Below are 25843 nucleotides of genomic sequence, written 5' to 3'. Positions count from 1 at the left end.
TGACACTATAAAGTGTCAATTATTATTTACATATATTTGCCGGTGCCGATCGCGGAATCAGCGGACCGCAACCACGAGTGTGGCCAGAAGCGGGGTGTGAGTCTTGACGGTGCGCGGCCGTTTGAACCCGGCTTTTGACAACAGGGCCTTGATCTCTTTGTCGCTGCGGCAGCGGCCGGATCCCATCGCGAGAAAGTAGAAACTGAAATAGACGGCCGCGAGCCGGGCGCCCTCGGACGGGCCGGCCATTGCTTCGGCGACCACAACCTGTGTGCCGGGTTTGAGCGCGGCATGAAGGTTGTTGAGAATCAGCACAACCCGGTCATCGTCATGGTCGCACAGAATGCGCACAAGGCAGGCGCAATCTGCCATGCCAGGCAGGGGGCTCGACACAAAGTCGCCTGCATGTATCCGGGCTCGGCCAGCAAGGCCCTTGTCTGCCAGGTTCTGGCGGGCCAGTCCGGCAACGGCCGGCAAGTCGAGCAGGTGGAGGAAGAGGTCCGGATGGCGGCTGGCGCAGGCGGCCAGAAAACTGCCGTCGCCGCCGCCGATATCCAGCACCGCCGTGTGGCGGCTGAAATCATAGGCATCCAGAATACAGTCTGCCAGCATGCTCTGGCTGGTCTGCATCAGCGCGGAATAGGTCTGGGCGGTGGCCTCATCCAGATCCATAGTGCGGTGCCCGTGGGCATAGGCCCAGAACGTCTTCAGACGGGTGTCTTTGCCTGGGGCTTTCAGAAGCTCCAAGGGGGCCTCAAGATCCCGGTAGAACATGTCATGATGCAGGATCATCTGGGTGATGCCCGGATCTGCGGCCACAACCGCCCCGGCATCGGCAAGCATCCAGGCGTCCGGCCCGGTCTGGATCACCAGATCCAGGCGTTCAGCCTGCTCCAGCAGAAGCTGCATGGTTTCAGGGGCAATCCCACAGGACCGGGCAAGCTGGTTTGCCGGAAGGGGGCCGTTCTTAAGCGCGTCAAACACTCCCAGCCGGACACAGGTGCTCAGCACCTGGCTGAAAACGAACCCGGCTGTCAGACGGAATAGTGCTGCCGCTTTTCTGTTGGAGAGGCGGCGCAGGAAGGGCAGCCGCATGGCCCATTTGCGAAAAGAGGCCGAGGCAATGATGCGGTTGCGCCAGGTGCGAAGCCTGGCCCGGGACCAGAACAACTGGGGTACGCCTTGCCGGGGAAAAGGGCTTCCGCTTGGCAGGGGCGTTTGCGGGAGTGTGCGCCGGTTGTTGCTGCTTGCCGCCATGTGGGTCCGCGTCCTTGAATGGGGTCAGGCGGCGCTGGCTGCCAGCTTTTTCGGCATCAGACGCTTGGCTTCCTTATGGATCATGGCCCTGAGCATATCCGCGCCCCGGCAGTCCGGCACCGCGTCCGCCGCTTTCAGAACCAGGCTGTGCAATTGTTTCAAGGCGCCTTCCACGCCCCGTTCGGCAACCACGTTTGGCTTGCCGTTCAAGGCGTCCTGACCGGCGGGTTTGCCCATGCTGCTGGTCTCATCTAGGGCGTCATAAAGATCATCGGCCACCTGATAGGCTGCGCCGAGCGCATCTGCGAGTGCATACCAGTCGAGCGGATTTCCCCGGGATGACAGGGCGCCTGACGCGACTGCGCCGGTAAAGAGCGAAGCTGTTTTGGCGCGGTGATAGGCGGAAATGTTGATCTCCGGTTCGCTCTCCCAGGCCTGGCCCGCAACAAGTCCGTAAGGCGAGCCGACGGCCTTGGCGATGGTAGACATCAGCGGGGCTGCCAGGTCAGGGGCGTGCTGGGTCCCGCGTGCAAGGGTTTCAAAGGCATTGACAATGAGGCCGTCTCCCACAAGCAGGGCGATTTCCTCGCCGAATTCGATATGGACGGATGTCTTGCCACGCCGTGTCTGAGCGTTGTCGAAACAGGGCAGATCGTCATGCACCAGCGAGGCGCAGTGCAAAAGCTCAATGGCGCTTGCAGCAGCCGTGGCCGCTTTCGGGTCCCGGTCTCCGCAGGCAAGGGCAACGGCGATGCACAGTCTGGGGCGGATGCGGGCGCCGCCTGGAAAGACCGCATACCGGAACGCATTGGCAAGTTTTTGAGGGCAGCCATTCGCTGTGGCATAGCGAATGGCTGCTTGCATCCCGGTTTCGATACGCTCCGACAGGTCCATCGCGCCACTCCTCAATTTTGCATGGATGTCTATTTAAGTTGACGTTATACTGTCAATTAACAGTGACATATTGCGACAGAATGTCAACTTGAAGGAGCGCATTTGGGCACCCCGCCGCAAAATCGGATCATCATCATCGGCGCCGGCATGGGCGGGCTTGCGGCTGCGTTGCGTCTGGCTGGCGCTGGAGTTCCGGTGCTTGTGCTTGAGGCGGCCAAGACGCCGGGCGGCAAGCTGCGTGAGGTGCTTGCTGGCGGGCGCGCGTTTGATGCGGGGCCGACAGTCCTGACCATGAAATGGGTGTTTGACGACCTGCTGGCCGCCTTTAACACCTGTCTGGAGGATGAAGTCGCGCTGGAAAAGGCGGAGCATCTGGCAAGGCATTACTGGACCGGCGGCCTCTGCCTGGATCTTTATGCGGATCTCGATAGAAGCGCTGAGAAGATTGCCGCCACCTTCAGTGCGGATGACGCCGCCGGTTTCCGGCGCTTTGCGGCGGACAGCCAGCGGGTCTTTGAAACGCTGAAGAACACGTTCATCTCCGCTCCAAAGCCAAATCCCCTGACCCTGTCCAAACGAATCGGCTTTAACAGGCTGGGGGACATGCTGGCCTTGCGCCCGTTCACAAGCCTGTGGACGGCTCTGGGTGGATATTTCTGCGATCCGCGTTTGCGGCAGCTGTTTGCCCGCTATGCAACCTATTGCGGCTCTTCCCCCTTTGCCGCCCCTGCCACGCTCATGCTTGTGGCCCATGTGGAGCAGGCGGGTGTCTGGATTCCAAGCGGTGGGATGCACGCGATCGCTCGGCGGTTTCAGTCTCTTGCGCAGGAACGGGGCGCATCGTTCCGCTTCAACGCCCGTGTGGAGCATATCCAGACCGGAGAGGGCGGCCGTAAGGTGACCTCCGTGCGGCTGGAGACCGGGGAGGTGATTGCGGCGGATCAGATCATCTTTAACGGCGATGTCAGTGCGCTTCCGGCCCTTTTGGCGCCACGGGACGGGTCCGGCCAGACCAGAGCCCGCAGGATCAGCCCCGGCCATGCCAGTACCGGCCATGCCAGTCGCTTTGGCCACCGGTCCCAGTCCGCGCTGGTCACCTGCGGCCTGGCCCGGGCCGAAGGCGTGCCGCTGGCGCACCACACGGTCTTTTTCTCAGATGATTATGAAGCCGAGTTCCGGGCTGTTTTTAACGAGTGCCGCGCTCCGGCCGACCCGACAGTCTATGTCTGCGCGCAGGACCGGGATGGGGGCGGGCGAATGCGTCCGGAAGGGGCGGGGCAGCCTCAGGAACGGCTCTATTGTCTGATGAACCTTTCGGCGGATGGCGACCGGCACCCATATGCGACAAGCGAGTTGGATCGATGCCTCACAGCGATGGACCGCCGGCTGGCGGCAAACGGATTGCGGCTTCAGCGCGACCGGGAGGCACAGGTGCTGACGGCGCCGGACGGCTTCAACCGGCTTTTTCCGGCAACGGGCGGGGCGCTCTACGGTCAGGCCTCCCATGGCTGGATGGCCTCGTTCAAGCGCCCGGGAACACATCTGGGCACATACCTGGGTCCGGGCGCGGGCCCGAAGGGGCTCTATCTGGCGGGGGGCAGTGTACATCCGGGGCCGGGGCTCCCGATGGCGGCCCTGTCAGGGCGGCTGGCGGCGGACCAGATGCTGGCGGAATTGGCTATGACCGGCCAGTCCCGCCCGGTGGCTATCAGTGGTGGTATGTCGACGCAACAAGCGGCTGCGGGCAGTTCGCCCTCACGGTCATCGCCTTTATAGGCTCCGTCTTTTCCCCCTATTACCACTGGTCCGGCAGGCAACGGCCCGAGAACCACGTCGCCTTTAATGTCGCGCTTTATCAGCCATCTAAGAACATCTGGGCCATGACGGAGCGCGGAGCGCGCAGTCTGGTGCGCAAACCCAACGGGGTTTGGATCGGAAACAGCGGATTGACCTGGACCAGCGACGGATTGGAGCTTGAATTTGAGGAACTGGCGCTGCCTTGGCCCGGCCACCGCCTGTTTCCCAAACGCGTCCGGGGCCGTATCTTCTTGCAGCCGGATGCGGTGAACAGAACATCCTATCACCTGGATGCGGCGGGCCGCCATGTCTGGTGGCCGTTTGTGCCGCAGGCGCGGGTGACGGTGGAATGTGATCTTCTGCCTGGGGGCGGCTGGACCGGCGCAGGCTATCACGATCTCAATTGCGGTTCCCGCCCGCTGGAAACGGATTTCCAGGCTTGGGATTGGGCGCGCGGGCGCACGCGGGACGGCAGAACGCTGGTGCTTTATGACGCCCGGATGCGCGGGGGCGCGCGCACAACGCTCGGTCTTTCCTTTTCGGCAGATGGGGGCGCCGAAACCATTTCCCTACCGCCAAGCATGCCGCTGCCGCCGGGCGTCTGGGGTGTGCGCGGCGGGATACAGTGTGAGGAGGGAGAACGTCCGGCCCGGTTCAGATGTCTGGAAGACACGCCCTTCTACACCCGGTCCCTGGTGGACACAACGCTTCAGGGGCAGTGCGTGCACATGGTGCATGAGACCCTGGACTGCGACCGCCTGCAGAGCCCGGTCGTGCGGATGATGCTGCCCTTCAGGATGCCCCGGCGCGGCTGATCCGGGTGCCCTTGTTCTGTCTCACAGCAATCTGGCTGCCCGCTGGCGGGCCTCAAGTTTTTGAAAGCGCAGGTTCTGGCGGCTTTCGTTCTGCAATCGGATCAAGAGACACAATAGCCGTTCTGATGACGAGGTGGCAGGAGTCCCGTCTGCTGCCAGTTCAGCCTGCATTTGTGTCTGCGTTTGGCGCCCGGAGGTGGAAAACGAGCGCGCTGCGGCAGCCACAAGATCCGCTGCGGCCGGGTCTGCAGGCAGGTCTTTGCCGCGGTCCTCTTTCGGGGCTGGGAAACAGGCCGGGCGTCGCGCCCTGGCCAGAAGCGCGGCCTTGCGCCAAAGGCCCGTACGGGCTCTCCGGGTCACGCTGTCATAGCCATTGGCAGCGATCTCAGCGCCGATTTCTTCATAGACAAGCGCTGCGGAGCGGATGGCGTGGCGGCACCCGGCGGGAAGCGCGGCAATCCCGGCATGGCCGAGGCGGTAGTGGTGGTCTGCTTCGTGAAGCAGGCGCCGGACGACCCCGCCAAGTGCGGGTGAAAACCGGGGTGAGCGCAAGAACGGCTCTGGTTCGATCCCGGCCTGCGCCAGCCAGTCCAGCGGCAGATAGAGCCGGCCGTTTCTGGCATCTTCTCCCACATCCCGGGCGATATTGGTCAGCTGCATTGCGATGCCGAGATCAGCGGCCCGGGCCAGGTGCTGCGGCGCGCCGGTGCGCATGATCAGCGACATCATCAGGCCCACTGTGGCCGCAACCCCTGTCGCGTAGCATTTGAGATCGTTGAGGGTCTGGTAGCGCCGGTTGGCAATGTCCATGGCAAAGCCGTCCAGTAGTGCCAGGGGAATGCATTTGGGAATGGCGTGATCTGTCACCGTCTTTTGAAACGCCCGGTCACAGGCATAGTTTGCGGGCGTGCCCTGATAAATCAGATGAAGTCTTTGTTTTAACAGCTCCAGCGAATGCCTGTCTGAGCGCGGATCGTCAATCACGTCATCGGAATGGCGGCAAAAAGCATAAAGGGCAATCGCTGCCTTGCGGGTGTCCGCCGGGAGCAGCAGGGAGGCCAGGTGAAAGGATTTCGAGCCCTTGCGGATGGAGGCCGCGCAGGCTTTCAGATCCTGATGGGGATCCGTCGGGGCGCCGGAGGCGCCTTGCGGCGGACGAGGCTGATCCGCGTGAAGGGCGAAAGGTTCAAAGCCGTCCAGGGACCGTTGGCTGATTTTTTTCATGAGGCTCCCTCCATGCTCCGGGATGTCTGTGCGAAGGTGGCCGGGTCTGGAACCAGATCCGCCACGATTTGCGCCGAGCACACAACCCCCGGCAAACCCGCGCCTGGATGGGTTCCGGCGCCGCAAAGATAAAGATTTACAAGTTCCTCGCTCTTGTTGTGGGGACGGAACCAGGAACTTTGCAGCAGCTTCGGCTCAAAGGAAAACGCCGCACCTTGCCAGGACAGAAGGCGCTCGCGGAAATCGACCGGTGTCAGCACTCTGGAGCTCACGATATGCCGGGACAGTCCGGGCAGCACGGTTGCTTCCAGCTGTGCGGCAATGGCCCGGCGATAAGTCTCTGCAAAGGCCTCCCAGTCAGTGCCGCTGGCCAGATTGGGGACGGGGCTGAGGACATAAAACGCATCGCAGCCTGGTGGGGCAACGGACGGGTCATTTGCCGTGGGACGGTGCAGGTAGAGGCTGAAATCCTCCGCCAGATGTTTTTTGATGAAGATATCGTCCAGCAGCCCCTTGTAGCGGGGCCCGAAGAGCATGGTGTGGTGGCCGAGATCGTCATATTGACGGTCGGTGCCGAAATACCAGACGAAAAGGCTCATGGAAAAATCGCCGCGCTTCAGCTTGCGGTCCGTCCAGCGTTTGCGCGGGTGATCCTTCAGCAGCGTGCCATAGGTCATTGCGGAATCGCAATTGGACACCACGATGTCGGCCGGAACGGTCTCACCGGAGGCAAGGCGCACTCCGGTTGCTTTTCTGCCGTCTGTCAGGATGGCGCTGACGGTTTCCTGCAAACGGATCGTGCCGTTGTTTTTCTCCACCAGGCGGGCGATGCCGCAAGCCAGTTTGTTGGTGCCACCCATGGCGTAGTGAACGCCGTGTTTGCTCTCCAGATGGGCGATCAGGCAGTAAAAGGAGGTGGTGGTGAACGGATTGCCGCCAATCAGGAGCGGGTGGAAGGAAAACACCGAGCGAAGTTTGTCATTCTTGAAGTGTTTTGAGACGACACTGTAGACCGAGCGGTAGCCGCCCAACTGGACCAATTTTGCGAAGGTTCCCAGCGTGAAGGCCAGACTGTGAAACGGTTTGTCGGCCAGTTGCAGAAAGGCATATTCATAGATCCGGCGGCTTTCTTCCATGAAGCTGCGGTATCCGGCCACGTCTGCAGGGTTAAACCGGGCAATCTCTGCTTCCATCGCTTCCGGGTCTGCGGAATAGGTGAAGACCGTACCGTCGGAAAAACGGATCTTGTAGAACGGGTCGTTGCCGCGGATGTCCAGATCGTCCGACAGGGTGCTGCCGCAGTCTTCCCAAAGTTTTTCGAACAGCCAGGGCGCTGTGATGATCGTCGGGCCCGCATCGAACACAAAGCCGTCCTGATGGTAGGCATAGGCGCGTCCCCCCGGCCGGTCGAGCGGGTCAAACACCGTGACCCGGTAACCGCGTGCGCCCAGCAAGGCTGCGGCCGCCAATCCGCCAACGCCTGCGCCGATCACCACGGCATGCGGCGCGCCGGCCCTAGCGGAATGGGTGATCGGGGATGGCATGTCCGGGGCAATGTTCACGCTCGTGCTCCTTTCCCCTTCAGGCGTCAGACCGGACGGCCCCCAGGCACGCATGTGGAGGCGGGAGGCGCTGACCGGGCCGGGCGTCAAATGAAGCTCTTCACTTGTGTAAAATTTAGTTTACACTTTTCCGCCTGAGAAAGAAGGCCTGTTTCAGATTATTCTGCGGCATCCAGGTCGAAAGGCCGTCTGCTGTGGGCATTTGCGGTCCGGGTCACAAAGCGGCGGCTGACTTGATGGCGATGGTAGAAGATCAATGCGAGACCGGTTGCAAGGGGAATGGCCCACAGGCCCGGCGCCAGGGCCAGCTCCGGCATCAGCCGAACCGCCCCGAAGGCGAAAAAAGCCGTGTAGACAGAGATGCCGGTGCCGACAATTGCCTTGATGTGTTCCAGCAGCCAGTCAACGGGCCCCGGGGCGCGTTTGAGCAGGAACCAGAGATTTGTTGCCACGGTGGCAAAGCCCACCATCGAGATACCGGTCATCATGGGCTGGGCAATCAGAACCCCTTGAAGGGCACAAGCGGACGAAGCGGCCAGAAGAGCGGCCTGCAGACCCCAGTTCAGGGGCGTCCGGTTCTTCAGGTGATCCCGCTTGTTGACGGCGCAACGCCAGCCATACCAGGCCAGATTGACCGTCAGCAGCCCGAGATAGACCATCATCCAGCCGAAGATCCCGCGCACCAGAACCGGATCGGAGAAGGTCTCATGCCCGGCAAGGTGTGGATGGGTCGCCATGGGAGCCACAAGCGTCAGCGCCGCCATCATCATGGCAACCGTGCCGGTGATCAGCATGGCCATCGCGAACAGGCGGCCCCACCACCTGTGCCGGCCGCCGCCCTTTTGCGCAAAGACCGGCACCCAGAAGCCGATGAGCCCGGGGGCTCCTGTCGCGATGTGAAGTGCAATCAGCACCTTGAAGAGGTCATGGACCGTCATGGGGGCAAGTCTCCGGGAAAAGGATTTGGCCTGATGCAGAGCGGAGGACGGAATGGCAGTGTCTGAGGTCTACGAACCCCCGCGCCCCTCGCGCTTGCCGCCCGTGATGGCGCTGCTGCGCACGGTCTGGCATGGGCAAGGGGATCTTTTGAGCCTGCTGCCCGGATCCGCATTTGCCATGCAGGCGGGCGAACTCGGGTACTCGCGCCGGTCGATCAAGCTGTTCAACGATCCGGACCTGGTGCGGCAGATCCTCCATGATCAGGAGGGTATTTTCCCCAAAAGCGACTTGATGGTGGGCGCTCTGGAACCGCTGATCGGCGATTCCATGTTTGTATCCGATGGGGCGAAATGGCGCCGTCAGCGGGCGATGATCGATCCGGCCTTTTCCAAAATGCGCCTGACACATGCCTTCACCGCCATGCAGCAGGCCGTCGATGCCTGTCTGGAGCGGCTGCAGCTGAGTGCGGACCGGGGGGAACTGGTCTCCCTGGACCGGATCATGAGTGAGCTGACGGCGGATATCATTTGCCGGACGGTGTTTTCGACCTCCCTTGCCAGCCGGATCGCCCAGGATGTGTTTGACGATTTCGAGGTGTTTGAACGCGGTGTCGCGCAGGTGAAGATCTGGCGGCTGATCCTGGACCCGGCCTGGACGAGGGTGCCGCAAACCGAAGAGGTCCTGTCCGCCTGCAAGCGGATACGCCATCATCTGGGCGGCTTGATCGACACGCATACCGGACCGGGGGCGAGCCGGTTTGATGACATTGCCAGCGCGGTCATGGCCGCGCGCGACCCGGCGGATAGACAGCCCTTCACACGGGAGGAGCTGATTGACCAGCTTGGGGTTTTTTTCCTGGCAGGGCATGAAACAACCGCGAGCGCGCTGACCTGGGCGTTTTACATGCTCGCCATGTGCCCCGATGTGCTGGCACGGCTGCGTGCGGAAACCGGGCAGGCGATGGGGGGCGGGGAGCTGCCCTTTGAAGCGGCGCGCGGGCTGACCTATACCCGTGCGGTTTTCAAGGAAACACTGAGGCTTTATCCGCCGATCACCTTTCTGCCTCGGGTGGCGCTCAAGGCCACGCGGATCGGCCGCTACAAGGTGCGTAAGGGCGCGCTGTTGATGATCGCGCCCTGGACGCTGCACAGGCACACACGCTACTGGCGCGAGCCTGACCGCTTCGACCCGGAGCGGTTCCTGCCCGGGCGGGACCGGGACGTGGTGCCCGGGAGCTATATTCCCTTCGGCTCCGGCCCGCATACCTGTATTGGCGCCGGATTCGCTGCGGTTGAAAGCGCGCTGATCCTGGCGCGCCTGACGCGGGCCTTTGATTTTGTGCCGGAAGGAACAAGCAACGTGCGCCCGGCAGCGCGCCTGACCACGCGGCCCGCCGAGGAGATCAAGGTGCGTATCAAGAACAGGAGCCATGGACGTTCAACGGGTTAGCGGTCTGTGTTGAGGGGCTGGTTTGGGACTTTGCATCCGGTGGCCAGGCAATGTCGCGGGTTGCAGCTTCTCCAAAGCTGCGGCCCTGAAAAAGCACCTGTTTCAGAACTGGCCAGGAATAGGGCGTCATGAGCGGAAACGGCAGGCGATCGTCGCGGGACCACAAAACATCCTTTGAGGTCAGCATCGCCCGCAGATGCCGCAGGCTGGTTCCAGGCCGCAGGAGATTGCCGTAAACCTGCAAAAGGGTGGTGTGCCCCTCCTGAAAGCGGCGTTCTCGTTTCAGGCCGATGCTGGAGGCGTTTTTGAGATCCGTCACGGCCCGGGCGATGCCGTCCGCTGCCATAAAGTGAATGCCGCTGGTCAGGCGCGGATTGCATTCCAAAGGCCATGGGGTGCCCGTTTCGTCGACCATGAAGTCGAAGGCCAGAAAGTGGGAATAGCCGCCCGCGCGCACAAATTCCGATACCCACTCGTCCACCCGGGGCAGACCGTCCACCCGCTCAAAGCAGACCGCCACTGTTCCGGCAAAGATGAGCCCTTTATATGTCACATGGGCAAGCACTTCGCCGTTGTGGCACAGGGTCAAGGTGCTGACTTCCCGTCCGCGCACCCGCGACTGGACAAGTGTTTCAGCGCCTCCCAGGGGCGTTGTTGCGGCGGCTTCAGGCGACAGCAGGCGCAGGTGCTGACCGGAACAGCCCAACCTGGGTTTCAGGACCGTTTCCCGGGTTCTGGCCAGTTGCACGGCCCGTCTGTCCGAGGCCAGATAGGTCTCGGGGCAGTTCAGCCCGGCTGCTGTGACGATACGGGTAAAGGTGTATTTGTCGTGAAGACCCTGGAGGGTGCGGTTCGGGAGCGAGAACAATCTTGTTCCTTCCGGCAGCCTGTGCTCCAGAAGGCTTACATGCAGGGCTTCTTCAGAGACCGGCATGATCAGGTCGACCTTCTCGCGCGCGGCAAGATCAAGCAGACAGGACAGATAGAGCGCCTGGTCCTTGTGTGGTGAGGGCGTTTGAAACGATTTTTCAACGGCCTTGGAGGCACGGCAGAGATGCCACTTGAACGGGTCCGCCACCAGAACGCGGCAGTCCGCCGCCCGCAGCGCACGGGCAATTTCCAGAGCCTTCGGCAGGCGCCCGAGGGTCAGGAGGACTGTTTTGGGTTTGCCATCTTGCATGACACATGCTCCTGGCCCTTGTGGCTCAAAGCCAGCCGACGGCTGATCCGAAGGCCCTGAAAACGGGCTGACTGGTGCTTCATGCCGCGTCCATTCCGTTTGTCCGGTCCTTGCACACAACGCTTTCCATCCAGTCTTTAATGAGATCCGGAGACGTTTCATGGACCAGATGGCCGCCTGTTGCCGTCAAGGTCAGGCTGCTGTCGCGGGCAAGGCGCGCGGCCGTCTGCGAATGGGATGAAGGCACCATCGGGTCGTCCTGTGCGGCAAACAGATCCAGTGGTGCGGACAGGCGCCGGAGCATGGCGTTGAGATGGCTGAGATCCCAGGACGCCATCATGCCGAGGGCGCCGCGCACATGGCCGGAGGCCCCCAGCAACAGCCGGTACAGACGCTCTCCGTCCGCGTCGATCTGAGATCCGGTCGTTGCAAGGAGGTTGCTGCCGAGCGGTGTTGCCGTCGCCAGCAGGGAAAACAGGGAGGCCGATAGCGGATTGGCAAACAGCGCCTTGGCCATCGGCGATAAAATTCTGCTTCCCCGGATCGGTTTGAGGGCGCCATTGATCCCCAGAACGCGGCGGGGCGTTCCAAGCGGACTGGACGGCGACTTGAAGGCCGCGGACACCAGAGAGACGCCAATCACCGCTCCGGCGGAATGGCCCAGAACCCATTTGGGCTGGATTTCCATCTCGTGGAGCAGCCCCCTTAGCGACACCGTCATGCCTTCCAGCGACAAGTCAGGCGAAGCCAGCGGCTGCGTGAAGCCATGACAGGGCAGATCCGGCACGATCAGCCGGTAGCGGTCCATCAGGCGGGGGATCAGCGTGCGCCAGGAAAAGGACGCCGCCCCGGTCCCGTGGATCAGTAGCAGGGGGGGCGCGTTGCCGGGTCCCAGAAGCTGAACATGCCAGCGGTAGCCGGAGACTTTGACAAACCGGCTGGCTGCGCGATGGGGCCAGGTGCGGCCGACGGTGTCCCAGTCCAGCCAGTCGCCTGCGCGGGTCACCGGCCCGCCTCCTGAAGGGAAGCATGCACCACGCCGGCCATGGACCCGGCATCCGCATGCCGCAGGACATGCAGGTCCGCTCCCATTGTATCGGCCAGAAGAGCGACGCTTTCCCGTGGACGGCGGGCAATGTCGATGCAGATCGATCGCATCCGATGGGCCCGGTATTGACCGGCAATCTGAGTGAGTTCCGCCTGGGCGCGGGGCCGGTCCGGCTGCCCGTTGCGTGCAATGTTGCCGCGCCCGTCCGTCAGAAGCACAAGAACCGGCGTGCTGCCCTGCCTGCGCACGGACAGGGCAAGCGTCAGCCCCTTTTCCAGACCGGACACAAGCGGGGTTGGGCCACCGCCTGGAAGGCCCGCAAGTTTGCGCTTTGCAAGAACCAGCGAGCGGGTGGGGGGCAGCACGGTTTCCGCGCCGGTGCCGCGAAAGGCGATCATGGCCACTTCGTCCCGGCGCACATAGCATCTGGACAGCAGTTGCTCAATGGCGCCCTTGGTTTCCCCCAGCCGCTCCAGCGCTGTCGACCCTGAGGCATCCACCATGAAAATGGCCGTTGAAGGGGTTTCGTGGCGCAGCCGCTGAAAGCGGTAGTCGTCCCGCGTGATCAGTGCCTTTGGCTGCCGGATGGGGTCCTGGTCCCGACCGGACAGGCGGGACAGCAACAGGGCCCGGTTCCGGTTGCGGATACTCTGCCAGGGGGCGGCCGCCCGCAAGGTGGCAATCAGATGAGGCCGGGCGTCCGGGAACGGGGCTGTCCGGGAGATGGCAACGGGCCTGCCCCGGCGGGCATTCTTGTGCGCAGCACCGGCTTTACCGCTCCGGCTGGGGCTGGAACGTGCCGGGCTGCTGGCGGCGAGCTCGGGCAGACCGGTAATCGTCCCGGCTTCCACGGCGGCCAGCATGTCGGAAAGTGCCGCCAGATTTTGCTCAGGCCGCTGCGGGGTGTCTGTTCTGGTGTCCTGAGTGCCTGATTGGGGCGTGGGCGGTGCCTGGGCCGGATTTGGGGCCGGGGCTGGCGCGCTCTCGCCGCTGCCGTCCTTCACTGCCGTGTCTTCCGGCCGGGCGTGGGCCTCGGGCCTGATCCCAAGGCACAGACGGGCGGCTGCAAGAGCGTCCGCGCTGTCCACGCAGTCCCGGCCTTCCATGGCCGCCAGCAGGCGGCTGACAAGGGTCAGATGGCGCAGCCGCCGCAAAGACGTTGCGCCTGCCGCTTGGGCAATCCCGGACAAGAAGCGGGTCACGGGCGCGCTCAGGCTGACGCTTTGCCAGTCCGGTGCCGCGTGCTCATTCAGGGGCTCTTCCACAACAGTGACCGCGCTCCAGGAGACTGCGCTCAGATCCACAATCAGTCCCAGACGGTCGGCAAGGGCAGGGGGCAGGGTCTCTTCGTGGGAGGCGGATTCATCCACCGCAATCACCTGAAACCGCGCGTTGCATCTGTCCTCACTGTCCTGTCTGGTCTGCCCGCATTGAGCGCCTGCGGCGGCTTGCGGGCGGGTCCGGCCCGTATCCATAACGGTGCCGATGAGGGCCGCCGTCGCAGGGTCTAGCCGTTCGGCCATGGGCACCTGAAGAGCCCCCTTGTCTGCGCGCGCCAAAAGGCCGGACCTGGTGACGATCCGTCCCATCCTGGCCGTGGCAGGAATATCAAGACTGCCCAGAAGCGTGGACGGACCGGCGGAGGCAGGCATCCGTATCCAGGGCGTTCTGCGACCAAACAGGCGCTCCAGGTGGGTAAGATAGGCCTCGCGCACACCGCCAGCTCGCGCTTTCAGCCATAGGCCGCCAAGGGCCGGGCCTGCGGCTTTCAACAGGCCCGCGGCCAGAAGAGCATCCTGCCAGACGTGCGCAGAGTGAGGATCGGGGGCAGGTGGCAGGGGAGAATTTTTTGCAGGGTCTTGCGCCCGGATCGGCACCGGGGTCGGGGCCGCATCGGCGGCCATCGCGTCGGCCTTGGAGGGACTGCAGACCTTTGTTGGTTTTACGTCATCCATAGCCGGCCCCGGCGCTGACGGCGGCAATGGCGCGTTCCACGCGCGGGACGCTGCCCGCATCGTCCAGCGGATCGCGGCGGAGGCGGTGGCACAGGACCAGAGGCGAAATGTCCGACACGTCGTTCCAACTGACACACGCGCGTCCGGCAAGCGCGGCGGCGGCCCGGCAGGCGCGCATGAGGGTCAGTTCGCCACGCATTCCGTCAATGCCGAGCCCAAGGCACAATTGGGACATGCGGGTCAGCACATCCTCGGGAATGTCGATCTTGCGCAGCATCTTGCGGGCCTTGACGACCCGGTTGCGGATGGCGGCGTCTTTGCGGGCGTAGCTCTTGCAGAAGGCGTCAGGGTCCGCTTCATAGGCATCCCGGCGCCGGATCACCTCGATCCGCTGTTTCAGGTCCTCAAGTGTCCGGATTTCTACGGCAAGGCCAAACCTGTCGAGCAGTTGCGGGCGCAGGTCCCCTTCTTCCGGATTGCCGCTGCCCACAAGGGCAAAGCGGGCGGCATGACGGATGCTGAGGCCTTCGCGTTCGACCACATTCACTCCGGACGCGGCTGCGTCCAGCAAGAGATCAACCAGGTGGTCTTCCAACAGATTGACCTCGTCAATATAAAGAAAACCCCGGTTAGCGGCGGCCAGTAGCCCCGGTTCAAAATCCTTCTCACCGGCAACCAGCGCCTTTTCCAGATCAAGCGCGCCGCAGATCCTGTCTTCCGTGGCGCCAAGCGGCAGATCCACCATGGGGGTCCGGGTCTTGATCTTTTTTGCCTGGCTGGTCCCGTTCTGCGGCGAGCACACAGGGCAGGCGTCCTGCGGGTGGCCGGGGGCGCAATTGAACCGGCAGCCCTCACGGGTGTCGATCTTGGGGAGCAGTTCGGCGAGGGCGCGCACGGCCGTGGATTTGCCGGTGCCCCGGTCGCCAAAAATGAGAACGCCGCCAAGAAGAGGTTCCACCGCAGCCATCAGCAGCGCTTTTTTCATGTCCTCCTGGGCGACGATGGCCGAAAAGGGAAACGGTGTGGACATGGGACCCGCCTGTTTTGAGTGTCAATATAAATTGACACATTTTCAGCGCGGTTTGAAGCCCATTCTTTCAAAAGCAGCGTCGGAGGACGGACGTCGGGTCTTGCCGAGCCAGAAAGGGGGTATTGGCCGCTCATGAGCGAGGACCGGCAAATCCACCTGGGGCATATCTTTCGCAGGAGCGTTTCCGCGCGGCGGTCTTCCGTGACAGCTCCTCTCAGTCCAGCCCGTCCCTCAGGTCCACAAAATACCTGTCCGTGCCGATCTGTCCCCCCTTGAGGGCAATGTCCAGACTGCCGCCATCTGTCCGGTGGGCCGTGCAGACCGGGGAACCGGGAGTGGCGGGCAGGGGCGCGCGCAAGGTGAGGGCGGCAATGGCAAGTTCGCTCAAGGCGTGGCTGGACGTGTCGCCCCCGGCCACGGCAATCCGGTCCAGAGCATGGCGTTTGGTGAGGGCCGCGAGCAGACGGCCGAGGGTCTGCCAAAGCCCGAGGTCGCGCCAGGAATAGAAATAGCCACGCACGATGGAGGCCGGCGGAAAGTCCTTTGGCAGCGCCCGTCACTGACAGCCGCTGCCCGCGATATAAAGGACCGCGTTCACAACTACCCGCATGTTGGTCGTCCGCGGACGTCCGCTGAACTTGGCCGGAGGGATCAAAGGCGCCAAAATCGCCCATTCCCCGTCCGTAAATCGCTTAGAAATCGAAGAGCGTCCCGGTTATGTTGCTTGCGAGTGATATCATTCCTGGGCATTCGACCCTCCATCTTCTCGACAATGACGGTTGCATCAAAAGCCCCACATTTCTGCTCTAATGTAAAATTTTGCCCAGATATATAAAACGGCAAGTATTATAACAGTAAAAAGAAAGAAAGAATTTAAAATTTTACGTATTTTTACATTTTTAATGTTATTAATCTTTCTATCTATAATACTCACCATTACTTCAAAAATTTTCTCCTTGAACATCTGCGAGAAACCCTGCAAGAAAATAAATTCACCCTAAACTAGAGCGAAATGAAACTTTCGCTTCGATGTAATCGTTTGATCAAGCACTTAAATATTGCTCGAAATCTCAACATGGCTGCGAAGAGCATTCAATTGTACACACACACGGCAAAAGTGACAGATAGCTAGCTAACTGACCTCAACATAATTCCCACCCAACTGTATTCATCCCAAAACGACGATTGCTTATCCCGTTCGCTCAGGGACATACAACATATAGCGATGGAGCATTGGTTTGGCTCTCCAGTGCCAATTGCAAGGAGAACAGATTCTTCTCCGATCTGACAGGTCGCTGTTGCGGCATCCCCATCAAACGAGATGGTCCCGTTATTGATCTGGTTTACCAGCTTGTCTTAGCGGCGAAGCTCGCTCAGCATTATACAGATAGCAACGCCACTCAACGGAAGTTCGAATTGACACATGTCGTAATTATCAATGGCCCGGCAGGGGTGGGAAAGACCTCTGTTTCTTCCAAGCTGGCAGGAATGCTCCCAGGGACCATAAATGTTTCTGGTGATGCCATTCGATGGTTTGCGCCACCTGATGTCGGTCAACACCTAGGCTCTGGTTCAACCTATCGCGCTGGGGCATCTTTGGCTTCTGCCTACCTAAGGATGGGAGCACCGCGAATAATTTTCGAGTATGTTTTTGATGCTACGGAAAAGGTATCGAGATTTTGCCAATGGCTTCCTCCGAACACTCCGGTGTACCTTTTTACGATCTGGGCGCCTATTGAAGCCGTGATCGAAAGAGAAGCCACCCGCAAAGGTCGAGAACCCTTGGGAGATCTTACGATCCAGACTTACCGCGCCGTCGAACGCAATCTGAGATCCCTTGGGTGTACGGTTCAGAACATTACTTCTCCGGAAGGCGCCGCTTCCGAGATTTTCGCAAAAATCGCCGAAGCCGAAGGGAAGCCTGCTGCCGAGTTTGTCCGCTGTTAGTTCGTGGAATTTTAGGTAGAGACCACAATTCATCCCTTACGCAGGGCGCATCATTTGTTGCTCAGCCCACCATGGCTTTGATGGATGCGTATATCTCCGCGTGATGCGCCTCTGTCCCTCCGGCCGCACTGACAATATCGGCCGAGAGGGTGATTTCCGCTCATAGGTCCGCTTTTCCCGCGGAAGTTCTGTCAGAATGTCCAGCGCGTCCCTAAGCTCGACTTTCGCGATGAGCTTCGCGGCCTTGAGGTGTTCCGGATCGATAGCTCGATAGATTTCCTTCCGATGTAAAATCTTCCATTCGGAGGTGTCGCCAACGATGTCCCGGTAGGTGACGGGACGGTGCCGAACGCCCAGTCCGAGGAGCGTGTCCGCGCGGTGGACTGTCGCTGACATTCCCTTTCAGCCCAGCCCGTCCCTCAGATCCACAAAATACCTGTCCGTGCCGATCTGGCCGCCCTTGAGAGCAATGTCCAGAAGGGTGCCATCGGTCCGGTGGGCCGTGCAGACGGGCGAGCCGGGGCTGGCGGGAAGGGGGGTGCGCAAGGTCAGCGCGGCAATGGCAAGTTCGCTCAAGGCGTGGCTGGACGTGTCGCCCCCGGCAACGGCAATCCGGTCCAGAGCATGGCGTTTGGTGAGGGCTGCGAGCAGACGGCCGAGGGTCTGGCCGACCCGGTCCGGGTCTTCAGGCCCTGTGGTCGCGCCGGGCTGGGAAAGGGAGAGGGCCGGACCGCCAGTGCCATCTGCCGTATAAAGCAGCGGGCTTTGGCCCTTGGTGAGTGCCATGTCTGCCAGATCAAGAGCCCGGCTGACTTCCGCGTCCAGTCCCATGCCCCCGGCCAGGCTGGCATAGTCCAGCTTGATCCCGGCGAAATTGTTTTGAAGGGCGGTCTGGATCTGGGTGCCGGTTGTCGGCGAGCAGCTGCCCGAGACAACCGCAATCCGCTCCTTCGGCTCCAGGGGCGGCCGGAGCGCTGCAGGATGGGCCAGCCCCTGCTGCTGCCAGGCGGTGAGCAAGGCATATTCCAGGCCGGAAGACCCGGCCACAAACGGGCCGAGCGTGTCCTGATGCTCTTCCAGAATGGCTCCGGCGGTGGCCTGGGAGGCCGCGTCGTAGACATCGATCAGCACCCCGGCCGGGGTGTTGGCTCCATCCAGTAAATTTCGGCAGACGCCGCTTTGGCGGTAGGTGTCCAGATCCTCAGGGGTGATACAGGCAAGCGGCAAGGCCGTCTGTTTCGAGAGGTGAATCAGAAGGTCAGCCTCGTCCATCGGCGTCGCCGGATGGTTCTGCATCACTGGATGCCGGTCGATCCGGTAAACCTTGCCTTGATAGGCAGCATAAAGGGTGCCGAAAGTGGTGAAGCGGCGCAGCTGCGGTGCGCCCACGACAAGCGCGGCCCGGTTTTGCGCAAACGTTCTGAGGCCGATTTCCAGAGCGCGGCCGATCGAGCCCTTGTCGGGCGCACTGTCAAAGGTCGAGCAGACCTTATAGTGGCAGAAGCGGGCGCCAAGATCTTTCAGCCAGGCGAAGATGCCGGGCAGTGTGTCAACCATCCAGGCTGCGTTCTGGCTGCGGCTGGTGCCTGCCAGCCCGATGGCCCGGCAGTGGGCAAACCGGGCGCGCAGGGCTTCGTCCGGCAGGCGCGTGAAGAGGACAGTCTCCACGCCCCCTGTGGTCAGCGCCTCCATCACATCGGTGGAGCCGGTGAAATCATCGCCATAATAGGACAGCAGCAGGGGCGCGCTCATGACGCGGGCTCTGCGCTGGCCTTATCCGCAAAGGCCGCAAGTGCGTCTGCGAGTTCTCCATGGTCTTTGGCATAGTCTTCCAGGGAGATGCCTTCTGCGGCGGCCTCGGCAGCCTGACGCAGGCTGGCAACCCCGCCCGCAACGCCGCCCGGATGCCCCATGATACCGCCGCCCGCGCAATAGATGAAATCCGTGTGGCCGATGGCCTTGTAGGTCGGGGCCATCTGAACGGCTGTCTGCCCGGAGGAAAAGACAGGCATGGCGGGAAAGGGATTGGGCCCCTTGAGCGGCTCACCAAGCGCACGGGCATTTTCCATCACGATATCATCTGCTTCGGTAAATTTGTTGGCAATTCCGTTGACGTGCAGATGGTCGGCCCCCGCCAGCCGCCACAGCTTTTGCCAGACCCGGAAGGCGATGCCGATATCAGGGGACCTGGATTGCAGGCCCCAGCCATTGCGGTGGCAGTGGAGCGGCAGGCTGACATGGCGGCGCATGGCGCTGAGGCCCACAAGCCCGAGGGAAAACAGGCTGACCATAAGGCAGGTACCGCCCGCCTGGGCCACCAGATCCGCATGGCGGCGCATCTCGTCCAGCTCGTCGGTGATGTTGAAGGCATACATGATCTTCTTGCCCGTACGGTCCGCATGGGCATCGATCACCCGCATGACCTTGCGCAGCCGCTCGTCAAACGGGCAATGGGGGCCGTTGGCCTGTAATTCATCATCCTTGATGAAGTCAATTCCACCCTCCGCCAGCTGGCTTACCAGGCGCGCCGTGTCGTCGGCCGTCAGGCCAACACTGGGTTTGACAATCGTGCCGATCAACGGGCGGCCGGACACGCCGGCAAGCTCCAGCGTACCGCTGCGACCGAAGGCCGGGCCGGGATAGGCATTTGAGAAAGTGTCCGGCAGGTCGAGGTCGATCAGACGCAGCGCGGAGATCTCGGCCAGTTCAAAGAGGTTGCCCGCAATCGTCGCCAGAAGATTGGGCAGGGACGGCCCCATATTGTCAACCGGCCAGGACAGGGTGATCTGCCCGCGCGTATAGGCCGGGCTACTGATCCGGCAGGGCAGGGCCGGCGTTGAACTGCGGCCGGTCTCGCGGACCTCTTCCACCCGGGCACCGGACCGTTCCTTCAGCGCATCGGTTTCGCCCGCCAGTTTCAGGAACGTGCCGGAGGATTGTTCGCCGGCAATCACGCTGGCGGTTACATCCAGTGCCAGCGGTGTTTCCAGCTCATAGGTTGCGTAAATCCTCCCCATTCCGGCTCCTCTCCTTGATGGGTACTCCCTTTGAACGGGATCGTCTTTCTCCGCCTCACCCGATCCCGGCTGGGCCATGGGTGGATCGATTTTGTATGAATATCAACTTATCATACCAGTTGACAACATGATTTTACTATGTGTTAATTCTGCCAGCCAATGGGGAGGAACCATGAAAATTGCGCTGATCGGTGCTGGAGGCAAAATGGGAGTGCGTCTCTCCCAGAACCTGAAAGGCTCCCGCTACACTGTTGCCCATGTGGAAGTAAGCGAAGCAGGCCAAGCCCGGCTGAAAGAGGCAGTGGGTGTGGACTGCGTGGACCCGGACGCGGCCCTTGAGGGCGCGGAAGCGGTTATTCTCGCTGTGCCGGACACGGCCATTCAAAAAGTGGCCCACGGGATTGCCGACAAGCTGGAGCCGGGCACGATCCTGATCGCGCTGGATGCGGCCGCGCCCTTTGCAGGCCATTTCCCCGAGCGGGATGACATCACCCTTTTTGTTACCCATCCCTGCCATCCCCCGATCTTCAATGATGAGACGGACATGTCCGCCAAGCGGGACTATTTCGGCGGGATCGCGGCCAAGCAGGCGATTGTCTCGGCGCTGATGCAGGGGCCGGAAGAGCATTATGCGGTTGGCGAGGAGATCGCCAGGACCATCTTTCAGCCGATCCTGAGGGCCCACCGGGTAACCGTTGACCAGATGGCGCTTTTGGAGCCGGGCCTGTCGGAAACGGTCTGCGCCACCCTTCTGGTAGTGATGAAGGAAGCCATGGACGAGGTTGTGCGCCGGGGTGTGGATCGGGAGGCAGCGCGGGACTTCCTGCTGGGCCACCTGAACATTCTGGGCGCGGTTGTTATGGAGGAAGTTGACGGCGTGTTCTCGGACGCCTGCAACAAGGCCATTACAAACGGAAAGACGCGCCTGATGCGCGACGACTGGATCGGCGTGTTCAAGCCGGAGGAGATTGCAGAGAGTATCCGGCAGATCACCTGATCCGGCTGCCTCTATGTGAAGACGTAGGCAGGCAGTACACCACGGGCCGTCAGATTCTGGGAGGGACTGGCGGCTGACTTGAGACTTTGTTGGGAGGACAACATGACTTTTACCCGTAGGACACTTCTGGCCGGGGCTGCGCTCGCGGCCACAGCTCTTGCCCCCGCCGCTGCTTCGGCGGCGGATCTGATCGCCATCATCACCCCGTCCCATGACAACCCGTTCTTCAAGGCGGAAGCCGAAGGGGCCCAGCAGCGGGCCGAGGAACTGGGCTATGAGACCCTTGTGCTGGTCCATGACGATGATCCGAACAAACAGAACCAGCTGTTTGACACCGCCATTGCCCGCGGGGCAAAGGCGATCATTCTGGACAATGCGGGCGCTGATGCCACGGTCGCCCCGGTTCGCCGGGCCAAGGAAGCGGGCATTCCGTCCTTCCTGATTGACCGGGAAATCAAGGAAACCGGCATTGCCGTTTCGCAGATCGTGTCCAACAACTATCAGGGGGCCCAGCTTGGCGCAGAGGAATTTGTCCGCCTGATGGGAGAAGAAGGCAAATATGCCGAGCTTCTGGGCCGTGAGGCCGACACCAATGCGGGCATTCGGTCAGCCGGATATCATGATGTGATCGATCAGTATCCTGATATGGAAATGGCCGCACAGCAATCGGCCAACTGGAGCCAGACGGAAGCCTATGAAAAGATGGAAACCATCTTGCAGGCCAATCCGGAAATCAAGGGCGTCATCTCCGGTAACGACACTATGGCGATGGGCGCCTGGGCGGCCTTGAAGGCTGCTGGCCGCACGGATGTGATCGTTGTGGGTTTTGACGGCAGCAATGATGTGCGCGACTCCATTTTGGAAGGTGGCATCAAGGCAACCGTTCTGCAGCCCGCCTACCGGCAGGCCCAGCTCGCTGTTGAGCAGGCGGACCAGTATCTGAAAACCGGATCCACCGGCCAGGATGAGAAGCAGCTGATGGACTGCATTCTGATCACTCCGGCCAATGCACCGCAGCTGGAAACCTTTGCACTGAAATAACCGCCGGGAGGCCGCGCCTGCAGCATGCGCGGCCGCTCCCATAACCGGCGGGGGCGGCTTGCCCTCAAGCCGCCCGCCCATTCTGCAAGGCGGTTTCTATCCAAAGCCTGTCCATTTTGAAATGGCATCAGGGAAACGCTCCAACCCGTTGTTTTCACGCGACCGCGGACGCAAACCGGTGTCTTCTTTTGCTGAAAATCTTTTGGAGCCGGCCGCATTCAGATGGAGCTAAAACTTTTGTCTTTTGTGCTGACATTTCTGGTGGCTGCCAGCGGAAGGCAAATCCAATGAAATGCGATTTGCGCAAATCGGTCTTTGAGACGATCCGGGAGGTTTAACGTGATCCGTGGTCCAGCTCCATCCCCGTTGGCCCCATTCCCGTTGGTATGCGCCGTTTTTGTCGCCGCGCTTGCCCTTGGGGCCTGCAAACTGGAAAAGAACGAGATTGCTGGCAAGGCGCAGGAGCAGACCACAGTCTCCAGCCAGCCGGGCGGCGACATGACCGCGCTGGTGGCTGGGATCTGGGACGAGCAGGTGCTGCCCCATCTTGCCGAGACGGCGACGGATATGAATACCCTTTATCCGGCTTTGCAGCAGGATGTGGACACGGCGGGGGAAAAGAGCGGCTACCGGCCGACCAGTGAAGGCAGCCCATGGAATTTTGCCATCCGGATTGAGGGCACGATCCTGTCTGCCAAGACTGACACACGGGCGGCGACGGCCGATGTGGATGTGACCGGGGATGGCACGGCAGATGTTATCTTGCAGCTTGGCCCGGTGATCCGGGGCACCGCCCTTCGGGATATTCTGCCCTTTGTCGATTTCTCCTCCTTCACGGATCAGATCGAATTTGCAAAACTCTCCCGCGCCCTCAACACCCGCGCCTATGACACGGTGCTCAAGGATGCCCCAAGGGACGCGCTTGCCGGCAAGCATGTGAGGGCGCTGGGCGCCTTCACTGTGCGCGGCAAGGGGCCGCCCTATCTGGTGACCCCGGTGGAGCTGGAGGTCCGGGAGCAATGACGGGGCAGGTTGACGGCAAAGCGGCCGGCGCCGCCTATGCGCCAGGCACGGAGCATCCTGTCGGCCTGTCCGTCAGGGGGGCAAACAAGGTCTATCCGGGTACTCAGGCGCTGAAGGATGTCGATTTTGATGTGCATCTGGGTGCGGTCAATGTGCTGGTGGGCGAGAATGGCGCCGGAAAATCGACCTTGATGAAGGTGATTGCCGGGGTCGAGCAGCTCACCTCTGGCCAGATCCTGATGGAGGGCGAGGTGCTGACCTTTCCCGATACCCGTGCCGCAGCGGCCCACGGGATCGGAATTGTCTTTCAGGAGTTGAACCTTTTTCCCAACCTGTCGGTGGCCGACAACATCTTCATTGCCCGGGAAAAGACAAGGGGCGGGATTGATATTGCCGCCCAGGACCAGCGCGCGGAAGCTGCGGCGCTGCTCAAGCGTCTGGAACATGATATTTCGCCCGACACCATTGTGTCGGATCTGAGGATAGGCGAGCAGCAGATTGTGGAGATCGCAAAGGCTCTGGCTCAGGATGCCCGCATCCTGATCATGGATGAGCCGACCTCTGCCTTGAGCGCTGCGGAAGTGGAGATCCTCTTCCGGGTGATTGATGATCTGCGCAAACGCGGCGTCGGCATTGTCTATATTTCCCACCGGCTGGAAGAGCTGATCCGGATCGGCGACTATATTACCGTGCTCAGGGATGGCCGGAAAACCGGCGCGCGCTCCATGGAGGGCGTGGATATTCCCTGGATCGTCCAGAACATGATCGGAGCGGCCTCCAAGGATTTCGCAAAGACGGTGGAGCATACCTATGGCGCCGAGGTGTTCCGCTGCGAGGACATCTGCCTGAGGAGCAAGGCGGGCGGCTATCTGGTTGACCATGTCTCCCTGTCCCTGAAGGCAGGGGAAATTGTCGGCATTTACGGGCTGATGGGCGCCGGTCGGTCGGAATTGTTTGAATGCATCATGGCTCAGCACCCGGCCTCGACCGGCGCGTTTTACGTGGACGGCAGGCGCCTCGACGAGCCGGATGTGGCCGGGCGGATCGGCCGGGGGCTGGCGCTGATCCCGGAGGACCGGAAGACGGAAGGGCTCGTGCAGATCCTGCCGATCCGGGAGAACATGTCCCTGTCCAGCCTGTGGAGCTTTGCAAAGGGCTTTCACCTGAACCTGAAGCAGGAGCGGTCCGCGGTGGGCCGGTTCGTCAAGGATCTCACCATCAAGATTGCCAGCATGGAGAACCCGGTCAGTTCCCTGTCCGGCGGCAACCAGCAGAAAGTGGTGATCGGCAAGGCGCTGATGACCGCGCCCAAAGTGCTGCTCATGGATGAGCCGAGCCGGGGAATTGATATCGGTGCCAAGGCGGAAGTGTTCCGCACCATGCGGCGGCTGGCGGCCGAGGGCCTCGGCATTCTGTTCGTGACCTCCGATCTGGAAGAGGTCATGTCGCTGTCCGACCGGATCATCGTCATGTCCAATGGGCGGATCACCGGGGAATTTGAGGGCAGCAGCGCAAAAGAAGAAGATTTAATCGCGGCCTCCGCGGTCGGCCATTCTCCAACGGGCGAGACCGGCCCGCTGAACGGGAGACACCAGGGATGACAACACTCACAGATACGCAGCGTCCGGTTGCGGGCGGCGGGCAGCCCTTGATCCTGCTCGTTCTGAAACTGCGGACCTTTATCGCGCTGATTGCGGTTTTTGCCTTCTTTTCCTTTGCGGCGCCCAATTTCTTGAGCACCGCCAACTTTGTCATCATGTCCAAACATGTGGCGCTGAATGCGTTTCTCGCCATCGGCATGACCTTTGTCATCATCACCGGCGGCATTGACCTTTCTGTCGGGTCCATAGTCGGCCTGTGTGGCATGGTGGCGGGCTATCTGATCCTCAATGGGGTTGATCTGGGCATCGGCTATTCGGTCTATTTCAATATTTTCGAGATCATCCTGATCACGCTGGTGGTTGGTGTCGTGGTGGGGGCGATAAACGGGCTCTTGATAACGCGGCTGAATGTGGCCCCGTTCATCGCTACACTTGGCACGCTCTATGTGGCGCGCGGCCTTGCCCTTCTGTCCTCGGACGGGGCAACCTTTCCCAATCTGGTTGGCAATGAAGCCTATGGTTCCACCGGCTTCAACTTTCTGGGCGCGGGCAGTGTTCTGGGCATTCCGGTCTCGATCTGGCTGCTGATCGCTGTCGGGTTCCTGGCCGCCTATATTGCCGGGCGGACGCCGCTCGGGCGGCACATCTATGCGGTGGGCGGCAATGAAAAGGCGGCGGCTCTGTCCGGGGTCAAGGTTAACCGGGTCAAGATGTTCGTCTATATGTTTTCAGGGTTCTGCGCGGCCATTGTCGGACTGGTGATCTCCTCCCAGCTCGTCGCGTCCCACCCGGCCACCGGAGAAACCTTCGAGCTCAACGCCATAGCGGCGGCGGTGCTCGGCGGTACATCCATGTCCGGTGGCCGGGGGCGGATTGGCGGCACCATTGTCGGCGCCTTTGTGATCGGGGTGCTGTCGGATGGTCTGGTGATGATGGGTGTCAGTTCGTTCTGGCAGACCGTGATCAAGGGGCTGGTGATCATTGCCGCCGTGGTGGTGGATCAGGCCCAGCAGAGATTACAGGCCCGGGTGGCCTTGCAGCAGCAGGCTGCGGCTGCGTGAACAGGA

21 protein-coding genes and 1 pseudogene are annotated in these 25843 nt (G+C 61.5%); 9 read left to right on the top strand and 13 right to left on the bottom strand.

Annotated elements, in window-relative coordinates:
- Positions 1-57: 57 nt before the first annotated feature.
- Entirely contained in the window at positions 58-1257 is a 1200-nt protein-coding gene (locus ACXAH0_RS00885) for a methyltransferase (protein WP_475188389.1), read from the bottom strand.
- A gap of 24 nt (positions 1258-1281) precedes the next feature.
- Positions 1282-2151, bottom strand: a complete 870-nt coding sequence (locus ACXAH0_RS00880) for a polyprenyl synthetase family protein (RefSeq protein ID WP_475172594.1) — start codon at positions 2149-2151, stop codon at positions 1282-1284.
- A 102-nt stretch (positions 2152-2253) separates the two neighbouring features.
- Between ACXAH0_RS00880 and crtD the strand changes: the two genes are divergently transcribed.
- Entirely contained in the window at positions 2254-3927 is a 1674-nt protein-coding gene (gene crtD, locus ACXAH0_RS00875; protein ID WP_475188388.1) for a 1-hydroxycarotenoid 3,4-desaturase CrtD, read from the top strand.
- Positions 3928-4031: 104 nt separating this feature from the next.
- Positions 4032-4763, top strand: a complete 732-nt coding sequence (locus ACXAH0_RS00870; RefSeq protein ID WP_475172600.1) for a carotenoid 1,2-hydratase — start codon at positions 4032-4034, stop codon at positions 4761-4763.
- 21 nt (positions 4764-4784) lie between these two features.
- Here the strand turns inward: ACXAH0_RS00870 and ACXAH0_RS00865 are convergent, their stop codons facing one another.
- From ACXAH0_RS00865 to ACXAH0_RS00855, 3 genes are all read right to left on the bottom strand, one after another.
- Positions 4785-5987: a phytoene/squalene synthase family protein gene (locus tag ACXAH0_RS00865; RefSeq protein ID WP_475188385.1), complete on the bottom strand. Its 1203-nt coding sequence runs from the start codon at positions 5985-5987 to the stop codon at positions 4785-4787.
- Positions 5984-7531 (bottom strand): phytoene desaturase family protein, encoded by a 1548-nt coding sequence (crtI, locus tag ACXAH0_RS00860; RefSeq protein WP_475188731.1) that lies wholly within the window; start codon positions 7529-7531, stop codon positions 5984-5986. Before crtI ends, ACXAH0_RS00865 begins: the two co-directional genes overlap by 4 nt.
- 176 nt (positions 7532-7707) lie before the next feature.
- Entirely contained in the window at positions 7708-8487 is a 780-nt protein-coding gene (locus ACXAH0_RS00855) for a hypothetical protein (protein WP_475188383.1), read from the bottom strand.
- 52 nt (positions 8488-8539) lie between these two features.
- On the opposite strand from ACXAH0_RS00855, the gene ACXAH0_RS00850 reads away from it, so the two are divergent.
- Entirely contained in the window at positions 8540-9937 is a 1398-nt protein-coding gene (locus tag ACXAH0_RS00850; RefSeq protein ID WP_475188381.1) for a cytochrome P450, read from the top strand.
- Here the strand turns inward: ACXAH0_RS00850 and ACXAH0_RS00845 are convergent.
- The 6 genes and pseudogenes from ACXAH0_RS00845 to ACXAH0_RS00820 form a co-directional block, all read right to left on the bottom strand.
- Complete coding sequence (locus ACXAH0_RS00845; RefSeq protein ID WP_475188378.1) at positions 9903-11117, bottom strand: ATP-grasp domain-containing protein; 1215 nt, start codon at positions 11115-11117, stop codon at positions 9903-9905. The two genes, ACXAH0_RS00850 and ACXAH0_RS00845, sit on opposite strands and share 35 nt — an antisense overlap.
- Positions 11118-11196: 79 nt before the next feature.
- Complete coding sequence (gene bchO / locus ACXAH0_RS00840) at positions 11197-12123, bottom strand: alpha/beta fold hydrolase BchO (protein WP_475188375.1); 927 nt, start codon at positions 12121-12123, stop codon at positions 11197-11199.
- Positions 12120-14120 (bottom strand): VWA domain-containing protein, encoded by a 2001-nt coding sequence (locus ACXAH0_RS00835; RefSeq protein ID WP_475188373.1) that lies wholly within the window; start codon positions 14118-14120, stop codon positions 12120-12122. Before ACXAH0_RS00835 ends, bchO begins: the two co-directional genes overlap by 4 nt.
- On the bottom strand, positions 14113-15150 hold the full coding sequence (bchI, locus tag ACXAH0_RS00830) for a magnesium chelatase ATPase subunit I (protein WP_475188371.1): 1038 nt from the start codon (positions 15148-15150) through the stop codon (positions 14113-14115). Before bchI ends, ACXAH0_RS00835 begins: the two co-directional genes overlap by 8 nt.
- Positions 15151-15364: 214 nt before the next feature.
- Positions 15365-15568 carry a nucleotide-binding domain containing protein gene (locus ACXAH0_RS00825; protein ID WP_475173006.1) on the bottom strand — a complete coding sequence of 68 codons (204 nt, stop codon included), beginning with the start codon at positions 15566-15568 and terminating at the stop codon, positions 15365-15367.
- A gap of 39 nt (positions 15569-15607) precedes the next feature.
- A pseudogene (locus ACXAH0_RS00820) lies at positions 15608-15900 on the bottom strand (transposase); the annotation flags it as partial.
- 435 nt (positions 15901-16335) lie between these two features.
- On the opposite strand from ACXAH0_RS00820, the gene ACXAH0_RS00815 reads away from it, so the two are divergent.
- Positions 16336-17097, top strand: coding sequence for an AAA family ATPase (locus tag ACXAH0_RS00815; RefSeq protein ID WP_475188369.1), 762 nt, complete (start codon positions 16336-16338; stop codon positions 17095-17097).
- Between the two features lie 402 nt (positions 17098-17499).
- Here the strand turns inward: ACXAH0_RS00815 and ACXAH0_RS00810 are convergent, their stop codons facing one another.
- Both ACXAH0_RS00810 and ACXAH0_RS00805 read right to left on the bottom strand, forming a co-directional pair.
- Positions 17500-18849 carry a four-carbon acid sugar kinase family protein gene (locus tag ACXAH0_RS00810; protein ID WP_475188368.1) on the bottom strand — a complete coding sequence of 450 codons (1350 nt, stop codon included), beginning with the start codon at positions 18847-18849 and terminating at the stop codon, positions 17500-17502.
- Complete coding sequence (locus tag ACXAH0_RS00805; RefSeq protein WP_475188366.1) at positions 18846-20114, bottom strand: ribulose-bisphosphate carboxylase large subunit family protein; 1269 nt, start codon at positions 20112-20114, stop codon at positions 18846-18848. The genes ACXAH0_RS00810 and ACXAH0_RS00805 overlap by 4 nt, the downstream gene beginning before the upstream one ends.
- Positions 20115-20286: 172 nt before the next feature.
- Between ACXAH0_RS00805 and ACXAH0_RS00800 the strand changes: the two genes are divergently transcribed.
- The 5 genes from ACXAH0_RS00800 (at position 20287) to ACXAH0_RS00780 (ending at position 25837) form a co-directional block, all read left to right on the top strand.
- Positions 20287-21111 (top strand): phosphogluconate dehydrogenase C-terminal domain-containing protein, encoded by an 825-nt coding sequence (locus tag ACXAH0_RS00800; protein ID WP_475172630.1) that lies wholly within the window; start codon positions 20287-20289, stop codon positions 21109-21111.
- Between the two features lie 102 nt (positions 21112-21213).
- Positions 21214-22152 (top strand): substrate-binding domain-containing protein, encoded by a 939-nt coding sequence (locus tag ACXAH0_RS00795; RefSeq protein WP_475172633.1) that lies wholly within the window; start codon positions 21214-21216, stop codon positions 22150-22152.
- A 339-nt stretch (positions 22153-22491) separates the two neighbouring features.
- Complete coding sequence (locus tag ACXAH0_RS00790) at positions 22492-23175, top strand: DUF2291 family protein (RefSeq protein WP_475188365.1); 684 nt, start codon at positions 22492-22494, stop codon at positions 23173-23175.
- Positions 23172-24776 carry a sugar ABC transporter ATP-binding protein gene (locus tag ACXAH0_RS00785; RefSeq protein WP_475188360.1) on the top strand — a complete coding sequence of 535 codons (1605 nt, stop codon included), beginning with the start codon at positions 23172-23174 and terminating at the stop codon, positions 24774-24776. Before ACXAH0_RS00790 ends, ACXAH0_RS00785 begins: the two co-directional genes overlap by 4 nt.
- Complete coding sequence (locus ACXAH0_RS00780) at positions 24773-25837, top strand: ABC transporter permease (RefSeq protein WP_475172641.1); 1065 nt, start codon at positions 24773-24775, stop codon at positions 25835-25837. The genes ACXAH0_RS00785 and ACXAH0_RS00780 overlap by 4 nt, the downstream gene beginning before the upstream one ends.
- Positions 25838-25843 lie beyond the last annotated feature (6 nt).

The organism is Roseibium sp. AWQ4_290 (genome assembly GCF_056160985.1).
The sequence above is the reverse complement of the archived record's forward strand: the minus strand, read 5'-3'. Positions and strand labels throughout refer to the sequence as shown.